The organism is Nocardioides sp. URHA0020, from assembly GCF_000620705.1.
GTDB lineage: Bacteria > Actinomycetota > Actinomycetes > Propionibacteriales > Nocardioidaceae > Nocardioides.
Window position 1 is genome coordinate 184,040 of the sequence record NZ_KK211172.1, and the last position, 12,391, is coordinate 196,430.

At 69.1% G+C, this 12,391-nt stretch carries 12 protein-coding genes; 7 read left to right on the forward strand and 5 right to left on the reverse strand.

Annotated elements, in window-relative coordinates; all coding sequences use genetic code 11:
* Positions 1 to 67: 67 nt before the first annotated feature.
* Genes ctaE through qcrB form a run of 4 tightly spaced genes read left to right on the forward strand, consistent with a single transcriptional unit; the run spans position 68 to position 4,478 of the window.
* Entirely contained in the window at positions 68 to 706 is a 639-nt protein-coding gene (ctaE, locus tag N542_RS0121940; RefSeq protein ID WP_036509388.1) for an aa3-type cytochrome oxidase subunit III, read from the forward strand.
* A 48-nt stretch (positions 707 to 754) separates the two neighbouring features.
* On the forward strand, positions 755 to 1,630 hold the full coding sequence (gene qcrC, locus N542_RS0121945; RefSeq protein WP_028645762.1) for a cytochrome bc1 complex diheme cytochrome c subunit: 876 nt from the start codon (positions 755 to 757) through the stop codon (positions 1,628 to 1,630).
* Complete coding sequence (gene qcrA / locus N542_RS0121950; RefSeq protein WP_331279604.1) at positions 1,627 to 2,721, forward strand: cytochrome bc1 complex Rieske iron-sulfur subunit; 1,095 nt, start codon at positions 1,627 to 1,629, stop codon at positions 2,719 to 2,721. Before qcrC ends, qcrA begins: the two co-directional genes overlap by 4 nt.
* A 2-nt stretch (positions 2,722 to 2,723) precedes the next feature.
* On the forward strand, positions 2,724 to 4,478 hold the full coding sequence (gene qcrB / locus N542_RS26090; RefSeq protein WP_036509394.1) for a cytochrome bc1 complex cytochrome b subunit: 1,755 nt from the start codon (positions 2,724 to 2,726) through the stop codon (positions 4,476 to 4,478).
* A gap of 769 nt (positions 4,479 to 5,247) precedes the next feature.
* Here qcrB and N542_RS0121960 read toward each other — a convergent pair.
* The 4 genes from N542_RS0121960 to ctaC form a co-directional block, all read right to left on the reverse strand.
* Positions 5,248 to 6,456, reverse strand: a complete 1,209-nt coding sequence (locus N542_RS0121960) for a L,D-transpeptidase (RefSeq protein ID WP_028645764.1) — start codon at positions 6,454 to 6,456, stop codon at positions 5,248 to 5,250.
* Between the two features lie 94 nt (positions 6,457 to 6,550).
* A complete protein-coding gene (locus tag N542_RS0121965) occupies positions 6,551 to 6,949 on the reverse strand; it encodes a cytochrome c oxidase subunit 4 (RefSeq protein ID WP_028645765.1) in 399 nt (132 codons plus the stop codon).
* Positions 6,949 to 8,712 carry an aa3-type cytochrome oxidase subunit I gene (gene ctaD, locus N542_RS0121970; RefSeq protein ID WP_028645766.1) on the reverse strand — a complete coding sequence of 588 codons (1,764 nt, stop codon included), beginning with the start codon at positions 8,710 to 8,712 and terminating at the stop codon, positions 6,949 to 6,951. The genes N542_RS0121965 and ctaD overlap by 1 nt, the downstream gene beginning before the upstream one ends.
* A complete protein-coding gene (gene ctaC, locus N542_RS0121975) occupies positions 8,709 to 9,638 on the reverse strand; it encodes an aa3-type cytochrome oxidase subunit II (RefSeq protein ID WP_028645767.1) in 930 nt (309 codons plus the stop codon). Before ctaC ends, ctaD begins: the two co-directional genes overlap by 4 nt.
* Positions 9,639 to 9,730: 92 nt before the next feature.
* Between ctaC and N542_RS0121980 the strand changes: the two genes are divergently transcribed.
* Both N542_RS0121980 and N542_RS0121985 read left to right on the forward strand, forming a co-directional pair.
* Positions 9,731 to 10,825 (forward strand): cysteine desulfurase family protein, encoded by a 1,095-nt coding sequence (locus tag N542_RS0121980; RefSeq protein ID WP_028645768.1) that lies wholly within the window; start codon positions 9,731 to 9,733, stop codon positions 10,823 to 10,825.
* Positions 10,822 to 11,067 carry a sulfurtransferase TusA family protein gene (locus tag N542_RS0121985; protein ID WP_028645769.1) on the forward strand — a complete coding sequence of 82 codons (246 nt, stop codon included), beginning with the start codon at positions 10,822 to 10,824 and terminating at the stop codon, positions 11,065 to 11,067. The genes N542_RS0121980 and N542_RS0121985 overlap by 4 nt, the downstream gene beginning before the upstream one ends.
* On the opposite strand, the gene N542_RS0121990 is transcribed toward N542_RS0121985, so the two are convergent.
* Complete coding sequence (locus tag N542_RS0121990) at positions 11,060 to 12,043, reverse strand: carbohydrate kinase family protein (RefSeq protein WP_028645770.1); 984 nt, start codon at positions 12,041 to 12,043, stop codon at positions 11,060 to 11,062. The genes N542_RS0121985 and N542_RS0121990 overlap by 8 nt on opposite strands.
* A 64-nt stretch (positions 12,044 to 12,107) precedes the next feature.
* Between N542_RS0121990 and N542_RS0121995 the strand changes: the two genes are divergently transcribed.
* On the forward strand, positions 12,108 to 12,302 hold the full coding sequence (locus tag N542_RS0121995) for a hypothetical protein (protein ID WP_028645771.1): 195 nt from the start codon (positions 12,108 to 12,110) through the stop codon (positions 12,300 to 12,302).
* The last annotated feature ends 89 nt before the right edge of the window (positions 12,303 to 12,391 follow it).

Below are 12,391 nucleotides of genomic sequence, written 5' to 3' on the forward strand. Positions count from 1 at the left end.
AACTTTATGACGCCGAAACCGAGGGGGTCGGGGTGCCCTCCCTCCCCGGTCACGACATAATGATCTGGTGGCGACAGCAACAGCGATCCCAGCGTCCCGTCTGCACGGGCACCACGACCGTCCGAGCATGGTCTCGGTCGGCACGATCATCTGGCTCTCCAGCGAGCTGATGTTCTTCGCGGCCCTGTTCGCGTCGTACTTCACGATCCGAGCGGTGAGCCCCGAGCTGTGGGCCGACAACACCGCCGTCCTGAACGTGCCGTTCGCCTCGGTCAACACCACGATCCTGGTGCTGTCCTCGCTGACCTGCCAGCTCGGCGTCTTCGCGGCCGAGCGTGGCCAGGTCGGCCGCACCGGCTCGGTCCTCAACGTGCGGGGCTGGGGTCTGCGCGAGTGGTTCGTGCTCACCTACATCATGGGCGCGATCTTCATCGGCGGGCAGGCCACCGAGTACGCCTCCCTCGTCCGCGAGGGCGTCACCATCCAGGACTCGGCCTACGGGACGATGTTCTACCTGACCACCGGCTTCCACGGTCTGCACGTGACGGGTGGGCTGATCGCCTTCCTCTTCGTGCTCGGCCGGACGCTGGTCGCGAAGAAGTTCACCCACGAGCAGGCCGTGAGCGCCATCGTCGTGTCGTACTACTGGCACTTCGTCGATGTCGTGTGGATCGGCCTCTTCGCCACGATCTACCTCGTCAAGTAGTAGCGCCGCGCGGCAACCGAACCGGACCCAGAAACCGAAGGACATGATGTGCGACTTCTGAACCGCTCGGCGGGTCGACTCTCGCGGCACCGCCGCGGCCCCCTCGCGGGCATGCTCGTCATCATCGCGGGCCTGCTGCTCACGGGCGGGATCTTCACCGCCCTCGTCAACACCACCGCCTCGGCCGACGAGACGGTCTCCAGCGCCGACCAGGTCGCCCAGGGGCGGCAGCTGTTCCTGGTGAGCTGCTCCTTCTGCCACGGCCAGAACGGCGAGGGCGTCCGCACCGAGGACGGCAACCAGATCGGCCCGCCGCTCGCCGGTGTCGGTGCCGCCGCGGTCGACTTCCAGGTCGGCACCGGCCGGATGCCCATGGTCCAGCCCGGCGCGCAGGTGCCGAGCAAGCCCGAGTCCTTCACCGACGAGGAGACCGCCGCGCTCGCGGCGTACGTCGCCTCGCTGGGCCCCGGCCCGGCGATCCCGGACGAGAGCGACTACAGCATCGAGGGCCTGTCGGACAGCGAGCGGGAGCAGGCGATCGCCAACGGTGGTCAGATCTTCCTCACGAACTGCACGGCCTGCCACAACTTCGAGGGCTCCGGCGGCGCCATGCCGCGCGGCGGCTACGCACCCAACCTGCACTCGACCAGCGCGCGCCACATCTACGAGGCGATGCTGACCGGCCCGCAGAACATGCCGAACTTCGCCAACGGCAACCTCTCCCCCGAGGAGAAGCGCGACGTGATCGCGTACCTCTACTCGCTGCGTGAGATGCCCAGCTACGGCGGGTTCGGCCTCGGCGGCCTCGGCCCCGTCCCCGAGGGCCTCGCGGCCTGGCTGCTGGGGATCGGCGGCCTCGTCGGGTTCGCGGTCTGGATCGCGGCCCACACGACCCGGACCAACAAGAAGAAGGTGGAGGCGTGAGCACCCCTCCCATCGACCAGGCCCACGACGCGGGTCACGACGAGCCCGTGGACGAGAACCTCCCCGCCCGTGACGACCTCTTCGCCAACCCCGGCCTCGAGGAGCACCACTGGCGTCCGACGGACGTCGACCCCAAGGCCGAGAAGCGTGCCGAGCGGCAGGTCGCGGCGCTGTTCGCGCTGTCGGCGCTGTGCACCATCGGTCTGCTCGTCGCCTACGTCACCATCGACTCCGACGACACCGTCGGCGACCTCGGTGCGCAGAACCTGGCCTTCGGCCTCCTGCTGGCAGGCGCCCTGCTGGGCATCGGCATCGGCATCATCCAGTGGGCCCGCAAGCTGATGGCGGACGTCGAGATGGTCGAGTACCGCCACTCCGCCGCCTCCTCGGAGGAGGACCGCGCGGCCACCGTCCAGGCGCTCGCCGACGGGCTGGAGGAGTCCGGCATCGGCCGCCGTCCGCTGGTGCGCAACTCGCTGCTCGGCGCGGTCGGCCTGCTCGGCCTGCCCGCGATCGTCTTCCTGCGCGACCTCGGCCCGACCAACGCCCAGGTGGTCAAGAACCCGCCGTTCATCGGCTCGGGTCTCGAGCACACGGTGTGGAAGAAGGGCATGCGCGTCGTCCGCGACGTCGTCGGCACCCCGATCAAGGCCTCCGACCTGCAGATCGGCGACCTGGTCAACGCGGAGCCCGAGGCTCTCTTCAACGGCGGCGAGGACGGCGAGCCCTTGGAGGGCGTCGCCCTGCAGGTTGCCAAGTCCAAGGGCGCCGTCGTGGTCGTCCGGATGCAGCCCGACGAGATCACCCCTGGCAAGGGACGCGAGAACTGGACGGTCGACGGCATCATCTGCTACTCGAAGATCTGCACCCACGTCGGGTGCCCGATCTCCCTGTACGAGCGCACGACCCACCACCTGCTCTGCCCGTGCCACCAGTCGACCTTCGACCTGGCCGACTCCGCACGTGTGGTCTTCGGACCTGCCGCCCGCCCACTCCCCCAGCTCGCGCTGGAGGTCGACAGCGAGGGCTACCTCACGGCCCAGGCCGACTTCGACGAACCCGTAGGACCTAGCTACTGGGAGCGTGGCTGATCATGGATACCAGCAAGGTCGCCAACAGCAACACCACGACTGCGGCCACGGCGAAGAAGCCGAGCCGGGCCGCCGCCGCTGCCACCTGGGCCGACGAGCGTCTCGGCCTGGCCGGCATGGCCAAGAAGAACCTGCGCAAGGTCTTCCCGGACCACTGGTCCTTCATGCTCGGCGAGATCGCCCTGTGGAGCTTCGTCGTCCTGCTGCTCACCGGCGTCTTCCTGACGCTGTGGTTCACGCCCAGCATGGGCGAGGTGCAGTACAACGGCACCTACGAGCAGCTCCGCGGCATCCACATGTCCGAGGCCTTCGCCTCGACCCTGCGGATCTCGTTCGACGTCCGCGGTGGCCTGTTGATGCGCCAGATGCACCACTGGGCGGCGATGCTCTTCGTCGCCTCGATGATGGTGCACCTGCTGCGCGTCTTCTTCACCGGCGCCTACCGCAAGCCGCGTGAGCTCAACTGGGTCATCGGCTCGCTGCTGCTGCTCCTCGGCACGCTCGAGGGCTTCACCGGCTACTCGCTGCCCGACGACCTGCTGTCCGGCACCGGCATCCGTGCCGCGGACGGCTTCATCAAGGCGAGCCCCGTGGTCGGCTCGTACATGTCGTTCTTCCTCTTCGGCGGCGAGTTCCCGGGTGAGTCGATCATTCCGCGGCTCTACACGATCCACGTGCTGCTGATCCCGGGCCTGCTGCTGGCCCTGATCGCCGCCCACATGCTGCTGCTCGTCTACCACAAGCACACCCAGTGGCCCGGCCCCGGCCGCACCGAGAAGAACGTCGTGGGCTACCCGATGCTCCCGGTGTACGCCGCGAAGGCCGGTGGCTTCTTCTTCATCGTCTTCGGCGTCACCGCCTTCCTGGGTGGCCTGCTGTCGATCAACCCGGTGTGGAAGTACGGCCCGTACGACCCGTCCAAGGTCACCGCGGGCTCCCAGCCCGACTGGTACATGGGCTGGCCCGACGGCGCACTGCGGATCATGCCCGGCATCGAGACGCACCTCTGGGGCTACACGATCAGCTGGAACGTGATGCTGCCGATCCTGGTGCTGCCGATTGCGGCGTTCGCCTTCGTGATGATGCTGCCCTTCATCGACGCCTGGATCACCGGCGACAAGCGCGAGCACCACCTGCTGGAGCGCCCGCGCAACGCCCCGACCCGGACGGCCCTGATGGTCGCCCTGATGACGATGTACGGCCTCTTCTGGATCGCCGGCGGCAACGACATCATCGCGATCAAGCTGCACTCGTCGATCAACGCGATCACCTACTTCCTGCGAGGGGCCGTCTTCATCGGCCCGGTGATCGCCTTCATCATCACGCGGCGCTGGTGCATCTCGCTGCAGCGCAAGGACAACGACACCCTGCTGCACGGCTACGAGACCGGCATCATCATGCGGTCCGCCGAGGGTGGCTACTCCGAGCGGCACCTGCCGCTCCCGGGCACGCGGGCCTACACGCTCACGGCTCGCGAGCGCGACCCGGCCCTCAACGGCGGTCCGAACGGTCACGGCACCGACGCCAACGGCGTCCCTGCTCCCGGCACGGGCCGGCTCGCCGGCTTCCAGCACCGCGTCCGCACGCTGTGGTGGGCCGACAACGTGCAGAAGCCCACGGTGGCGGAGCTCGAGGAGGGCCACCACCACGCGGAGCACGAGCACGAGCTCCAGGAGTCGACCGACGGCCACGCGGCTGACGGTCACCAGTTCGACGGCCACCACCTGGTCGAGGACGAGACCCTCCGCGGGCACTAGCACCAGAGACAGCGCGAAGGCCGTCCCACTCCCCTAGGAGTGAGGCGGCCTTCGTCATTTGTCGGGGGCGAGGGGCGCCCGCTGGTTGAGGTGCGAGGGCCGCCCCGGTGGTTGAGGTGCAAGGGCCGCCAGGCCCGAGCCTCGAAACCACGACCGCAGCCTGGTTGAGGTGGTTTCGAGGCTCGCCGCTAGCGCGGCTCACACCTCAACCACCGGTACACGCTGGTTGAGGTGCGAGGGCCGCCCCGGTGGTTGAGGTGCAAGGGCCGCCAGGCCCGAGCCTCGAAACCACGACCGCAGCCTGGTTGAGGTGGTTTCGAGGCTCGCCGCTAGCGCGGCTCACACCTCAACCACCGGTACACGCTGGTTGAGGTGCGAGGGCCGCCCCGGTGGTTGAGGTGCAAGGGCCGCCAGGCCCGAGCCTCGAAACCACGACCGCACGCTGGTAGCGGTGGTTTCGAGGCTCCCCGCTAGCGCGGCTCACACCTCAACCACCGGTACACGCTGGTTGAGGTGCGCGAGGGCCGCCAGGCCCGAGCCTCGAAACCACAACGACGCGCCCGCCCGCTGGTGGCGGTGGTTTCGAGGCTCGCCGCTAGCGCGGCTCACACCTCAACCACCGGCACACGGTGGTTGAGGTGCGAGGGCGGCCCCCGGTGGTTGAGGTGCGAGGGCCGCCAGGCCCGAGCCTCGAAACCACTGCGGCCCCGCGACGACGATCCCGCTGCCGGCAGCAGCGCCTCGTGCACCCGCTGCGAGGCGCGATCGATCAGGACAGCGCGGAGCCCTGCTGGAACTTCGAGAACGACTCGTTCCAGTCGCCGTAGCCGTTGCTGAAGGTCATCGGACGGTCGGTGCCGGTGTACTCCACGACGTCACCGCGGCGGCTCATGTCGAAGAGCCACTTCGCGTTGGCGTCGCTCATGCCGGTGCACCCGTGCGAGACGTTCGCGTAGCCCTGCTGGCCCACCGACCACGGCGCGCCGTGGATGAACTCACCCGAGTAGGTCAGCCGCATCGCCCACTTCACGTCGTCGAGGTCGTACGCCTCGGAGCCGGTGATGCCGACGGTCTCGGAGTTCATCCGCTTGGTCGAGAACTTCTCGATGATGACCTTGACGCCGGAGCGGGTGGTGAAGCCGGGCTTGCCGGTGGTGATCGGGATGGTCTTGATCAGCTTGCCGTTGCTGAGCACCTTCATCTGGTGCGTCTTGGCGCTCACCTTGTAGACGTGGCGGGCGCCGACGTGGAAGTCGAGCTCGCGACTCTCCTGGCCGTAGATCCCGTTGCCGGCCGAGACGCTGTTGACGTCGACGTCGACGTGGACGTCGGTGCCGGCCCGCCAGTAGTGCTTGGGGCGCCAGTGCGCCTCGGTGTCGCTGAGCCAGTGCCAGGCTCCCCGCTGGGCGGGCTGCGCGGTCACGGTCATGTGCTTCTCGAACGCCGCCCGATCGGTGACCGGCACGTCGAAGGTCACGATGACCGGCATCCCGACACCCACGGTCTCGTCCGCGAGCGGGGCGACCGAGGCATACGTCTGCTGCTCCAGCGAAAGCGCCTGGGTGGCGAACCTCAGGGTGCGGACGACCTGCTTGCCGTCGTCGCGGACCGCGGTCGTGCGCACGACGTACGACGCGCCGGGCTCCAGCCGTCCGGTCGCCTTCCAGCCGGAGCCGTCGGCGGCGACCTTGCCGGCGACGCTGCCACTGGCGGACGTGGCCTCGACCGAGCGGATGGTGCCGCTGCGGGCCGTCAGCGTCAGGGCGGTGTCGACCGGGACGTCGGTGGCTCCCCGCTGGACGTTGGCGACCAGGCGGACCGGGACCACCGCCGAGGCACTCGGCGACGGTGAGTCGCTCGAGTCCCCGGAGACCGACGAGACGCCGGGCACGTCCTTGGAGTCGCAGGCGGTGAGCGCGAGCGCGGCCAGGATCAGGGCCGCGGTCGCCGCCCGCGGACGGAGGCCTCGGTCGGACATGCTGGAACTCCCCCGTGAAGCGTGTGTACGGTCCCTGCCAGGGTAACGGGCGAGCCCCAGGCTCTCCGATTCGACAGGCGGACCGGCCCCCGCCTCAGTGGGCGTGCACACCCCGGTAGTACTCGAAGATCCAGCCGGTCAGCGTCACCGCACCGATGAGCACCCCGATGATGAAGAGCCACCAGGCGCCGGCGGCCAGGCCGAACACGCACACCCCGAGCGCCAGCGCGCACCACAGCGGCCACCACGAGTACGGCGGGAAGAAGCCCAGCTCGCCCGCGCCGTCGGCGATCTCGCCGTCCTTGCGGTCCTCGGGACGCGGGTCCATGTTCTTCGCGTGGAACCCGAGGTAGATGGTCACCATCAGGGTCAGCAGCGTCGTCATGGTCAGCGCCGAGGTGCCGGTCCAGTCACTGGTGATGAACCAGTACGCCGGGCTCACCAGCACGAGGAAGATCGTGCAGATCCCGAAGACCCATGCCTCGGACTTCATCAGGCGTCGCCCTCCGGCTTGTTGTTCTCGGTGCGGTCGCGCAGCATCTCCTCGCGACCCTCCATGTCAGGTGCGTCCGCAGGTCCACCGACCCGGGCCATCTCGTTGTCCTCCAGCTCGATCGCCGCCACCTCGGGGTGGTGCAGGTCGAAGGCGGGGGACTCCGAGCGGATCCGCGGGATCGTGACGAAGTTGTGGCGCGGCGGCGGGCAGCTGGTCGCCCACTCCAGCGAGCGGCCCCAGCCCCACGGGTCGTCGACGTTGACCAGCGGCGCACGCCGTGAGACGTAGACGTTGTAGAGGAACGGCAGCGTCGAGGCGCCGAGCAGGAACGCACCGATCGTGGAGATCTGGTTCAGCGTGGTGAAGCCGTCGCCGGGCAGGTAGTCGGCGTAGCGACGCGGCATGCCCTCGACGCCGACCCAGTGCTGGACCAGGAAGGTGAGGTGGAAGCCGATGAACAGCAGCCAGAAGTGCAGCTTGCCGAGACGCTCGTCGAGCATCCGCCCGGTCATCTTCGGCCACCAGAAGTAGAACCCGGCGAACATCGCGAACACCACGGTCCCGAAGACGACGTAGTGGAAGTGCGCGACCACGAAGTAGGAGTCCGACACGTGGAAGTCCAGCGGCGGACTGGCCAGGATGATGCCGGTCAGGCCACCGAACAGGAACGTCGTGAGGAACCCGATCGACCACAGCATGGGGGTGTCGAACGAGACCGATCCGCCCCACATCGTGCCGATCCAGTTGAAGAACTTCACCCCGGTCGGGATCGCGATCAGGAACGTCATGCCCGAGAAGAACGGCAGGTCCACCGCTCCGGTGACGAACATGTGGTGCGCCCACACCGCCACCGACAGGATCGCGATGCCGAGCGTCGCGCCGACCAGCCCGATGTAGCCGAAGATCGGCTTGCGGCTGAAGACCGGCAGGATCTCGGTGATGATGCCGAAGAACGGCAGCGCGATGATGTAGACCTCGGGGTGGCCGAAGAACCAGAACAGGTGCTGCCACAAGATCGCGCCGCCGTGGGCGGTGTCGAAGACGTGGGCCCCGAGCTGGCGGTCGGCCTCCAGGGAGAGCAGCGCGCCCGCGAGCACCGGGAAGGCGATGAGCACCAGCAGACTGGTGACCAGCGTGTTCCACACGAAGATCGGCATCCGGAACATCGTCATCCCCGGTGCGCGCATGCAGATGATCGTGGTGATGAAGTTGACCGCACCCAGGATGGTGCCCAGACCCGCCATCCACAGCCCCATGATCCACAGGTCGCCGCCGACGCCCGGCGACCTGACGGCGTCGGAGAGCGGCGTGTAGGCGAACCAGCCGAAGTCCGCCGCGCCCTGCGGGGTGAGGAAGCCCGAGGCCGCGATCAGGCCACCGAAGAGGAAGAGCCAGTAGCTGAACATGTTCAGCCGCGGGAACGCCACGTCGGGCGAGCCGATCTGCAACGGCATGATCACGTTGCCGAACCCGAAGAACAAAGGCGTCGCGAAGAGCAGCAGCATGATCGTGCCGTGCATCGTGAAGAGCTGGTTGTAGAGCTCGTCGTTCACGATCTGCATGCCCGGGTAGGCCAGCTCGGAGCGGATCAGCATGGCCATCAGGCCGCCGACCATGAACCAGGCGAACGACGTACCGAGGTAGAGCTTGCCGATCAGCTTGTGGTCGGTGGTCGTCAGGATCGTCGCCAGCATCGCGCCGAGCGGCCTGCGCGGCACCGGAACGGCGCTGGTGGTGGGCTGTGCGGCCGTGGCAGTCACTTGCCTTCTCCCTCGGGGTTCTCGTCCAGTCCGGCCTGCGTCGTGGCGTTCTCGCCACCGAGCAGCGGCAGGTCGGAGGTCGCGCCTGCGGCCTCGAGCTGCTGCAGGTGCGCCTGGTAGTCCTCCATGCTCACGACGTGGACGTTGAAGAGCATTCGCGAGTGGTAGACACCGCAGAGCTCGTAGCACTTGCCGCTGAAGTCGCCGGTCCTGGTCGGCTTGATCACGTAGTGGTTCACGCGTCCCGGGACGACGTCCATCTTCATCAGGAAGGCGGGGACGCCGAAGTCGTGGATGACGTCGGGCGAGTGCAGGTTGAAGCGGGTGGTGACGCCGACGGGCAGGTAGAGGTCCGCGATCTGCGAGCCGGTGCCGGAGTTGTGGACGTACGACGAGTACGGGAACTTGCCGTCCGTCGCGTCCTCGTTGGCGGAGCTGTCCATCTCGCCGACGCCGTAGTTGAAGGTCCACGACCACTGCTGGCCGACGACCTCGATGGTGTTCTCCGGCGGGCTGCGGTCCTCGTCGAGGACGTAGTTCTGCGTCTTCACCGTGTGGGCGAAGAACACGACGACCATGATGACCGGCGCGATCGTGTAGAAGATCTCGAGCGGCAGGTTGTAGCGCGTCTGCACGGGGATCTCGTCGTCGCTGCGGCGACGGAAGCGCCAGATCGCGTAGAAGATCAGGCCCCAGACGATGATGCCGGTGATGAGCGCGGCGATCCACGCTCCCTGCCACAGGCCGAGGATCCGCTCGCCCTGCTCGGACGCCGGGTCGGGCATCGCGAAGCGCTCCCACTCACCCTTCGTCTGCGACGAGCAACCGCCGAGCACCAGGACACTGATACCCACGGCGGCGAGGGCGGCCATACGCCGGACGACAGCCGGCTTCCCGGCCGTACGCCTGGGGAGTTGCAGACCCACGAACGAGCCCCTCTCTCAACGATCACGGACAGGTTTCACACTATCCGAATGACCCCCCGGTTGAGCCGCTGGGGTGCCGGTAGATTCGCGATGTGACAAATGCCGCGGCCTACCTGGACTCCGCGTCGTCCGAGCCGTTGCACCCCGCGGCACGCGCGACCCTGCTGGCGGCGTACGACCGTGGCTACGCCGACCCGCGGCGCCTGCACGGCCCCGGTCGGGACGCCCGGTTGCTCCTCGACAACGCCCGCGCGGTGGTCGCCGAGTGCCTCGACGTGCGGGTCGACGAGGTCACGTTCACCGCTTCGGGCACCGACGCCGTGCACCGGGGTCTGCTCGGCCTCCGGCGTGTCGGTGCGACCGTCGCCCACTCGGCCGTCGAGCACTCGGCCGTCGTCCATGCCGCCACCTGGGCGGGCGACCCCGTCGAGATCCCGGTCGACCGCGCCGGCCGCGTCCGTCGCGAGGCGATCGGCCCGCTCGCCACGGGTGTCGTCGCCGTGCAGAGCGCCAACCACGAGGTGGGGACGCTCCAGCCGGTGGCCGAGATCGCCGCCGGGCTCGACGTACCTCTCTTCGTGGACGCCTGCGCGTCGATGGGCCGGCTCCCGCTCCCCCACGGCTGGGACGCCCTCGCCGGGTCCGCGCACAAGTGGGGCGGCCCGCCCGGTGTCGGCGTGCTGCTGGTCCGCAAGGGCGCGCGCTGGCTCAACCCCTTCCCCGGCGACGACCGCATCGACGAGCGCTCCGGCGGCTTCGAGAACGTCCCGGCCGCGCTCGCGGCGGCCGCCGCCCTTCGAGCGGTCGTGACGGAGCGCGACGAGGTCAACGCCCGGCAGCATGCGCTGGTGGACCGGATCCGGGCTTCGGCCGCGCAGGTCCGCGACGTCGAGGTGGTCGGCGACCCCGTCGACCGGCTCCCCCACCTGGTCACGTTCTCCTGCCTCTACGTCGACGGCGAGGCGATCGTGACCGAGCTCGACCGGCGGGGCTACGGCGTCGCGAGCGGCTCGGCCTGCACCGCCTCGACGCTCACCCCGAGCCGGGTGCTGGAGGCGATGGGCGTGCTGACCCACGGCAACGTCCGGGTCTCGCTCACCCGCGACACGACCGCCGAGGACGTCGACGGCTTCCTGGCCGTGCTGCCCGACGTCGTGCGCGATCTCCGCGCCGAGGTCGGCCTGTGAGCACCCCGACGACGGCGGACCTCGAGCTCGACTGCCGCGGCATGCTGTGCCCGCTGCCGATCATCGAGCTCGGCAAGCGGTACGCCGAGGTGGCGGTGGGTGGGCTCGTGGCAGTGGTGGCGACCGACGTCGCCGCGCGCACCGACGTGCCGGCGTGGTGCCGGATGCGCGGTCAGGAGTACGTCGGCGAGGAGCTGGCAGACGACGGCTCGCCGCGCTACGTCGTACGCCGGGTCAGCTGATGCTCTTGAGGTGCGGCTCGACCTCGTCGGCCGCCTCGCGGCCGTAGGAGAGCTCGACCCGGGCCAGGAACTGCGCCGGGGTGAAGGAGTACTCCTGCGTGCCCACCGTCTCGACGACGTACGCCGCCAGCACGCACCCGACCTGCGCCGCCCGCTCGAGGCCGAGGCCCCAGGCGAGCGCGGCGAGGAAGCCGGAGCGGAAGGCGTCGCCGACTCCGGTCGGCTCGACCGCGGTGACGCCGGACGCCGCCGGGAGCACGATGTCGGCCTCGCCGAGGCGCTGCACGCGGACGCCGTCCTTGCCCAGCGTGGTGACCTGCACGCCGACCCGGTCGAGCACCTCGGCGGCGCTCCAGCCGGTCTTCTGCTCGATCATGTGCGACTCGTACTCGTTGGAGAAGAGGATCGCCGCACCGTCGATGAGCTTGCGGATCAGCTCCCCGTCGCTGAAGGCGAGCTGCTGGCTGGGGTCGGCGATGAACGGGTAGCCGCGCTGACGGCACTCGTCGGTGTGGCGCAGCATGCCGTCGGGGTCGTCGGCACCGATCAGCACGTAGTCCGGCTGGCCGACGCGGTCGACGACCGGGCCGAGCTCGATCAGCCGGGCCTCGCTCATCGCGCCGGGGTAGAACGACGCGATCTGCGCGCCGGTCGGGTCGGTGGTGCACACGAAGCGGGCGGTGTGCCGCGTGTCGGAGATGCGCACGTGGGAGCAGTTGACGCCGTGCCGCTCGAGCCACGAGCGGTAGTCGGCGAAGTCCTCGCCGGCCGCGCCGACGAGCACCGGCCGCAGGCCGAGCTGGCCGAGACCGAAGCACATGTTGGCGGCCACGCCGCCGCGGCGGATCTCCAGGTCGTCGACCAGGAAGGACAGCGAGATCTTGTCCAGCTGCTCGACCACGAGCGAGTCGGCGAACTTGCCCTGGAAGCTCATCAGGTGGTCAGTGGCGATGGAGCCCGCGATCAGCAGCGACATGACACGGGAGACTACCGATCGGTACTCCTACTCGTACCAATCGGTAGCACCTAGCGTCGATCGCATGAGCACCCCGAGACTCGCGTACGACGACCTCTCGTCCCCCGCCGAGATGACCACCGACTGCCTGGCGGTCCAGGCGTCGCTGACCCGGCCGCTCACCGCCGCCGCCCGCGACCTCTCCCAGGAGCAGGGCAAGCGCGACATCGAGATCCCCGCCGCCGCCGCCCGCCTCGCGAGCGCCATCTACGGCGAGTAGCCGCCGGTCGAGCAGCGAGCGTCGTCCCGCCGGTCGAGCAGCGAGCGCCAGCGAGCGTCGTCGAGCCCCCCGCACCCCAGCGCCTGCCT

Excerpts from the sequence above, each read along its gene's own strand:
- N542_RS0121995 (WP_028645771.1), top strand. The coding sequence starts at position 12,108 with ATGAGCACCCCGAGACTCGCGTACGACGACCTCTCGTCCCCCGCCGAG.
- N542_RS0121990 (WP_028645770.1), bottom strand. The coding sequence starts at position 12,043 with ATGTCGCTGCTGATCGCGGGCTCCATCGCCACTGACCACCTGATGAGC.
- qcrB (WP_036509394.1), top strand. The coding sequence starts at position 2,724 with ATGGATACCAGCAAGGTCGCCAACAGCAACACCACGACTGCGGCCACG.
- N542_RS0121960 (WP_028645764.1), bottom strand. The coding sequence starts at position 6,456 with ATGTCCGACCGAGGCCTCCGTCCGCGGGCGGCGACCGCGGCCCTGATC.
- N542_RS0121965 (WP_028645765.1), bottom strand. The coding sequence starts at position 6,949 with ATGAAGTCCGAGGCATGGGTCTTCGGGATCTGCACGATCTTCCTCGTG.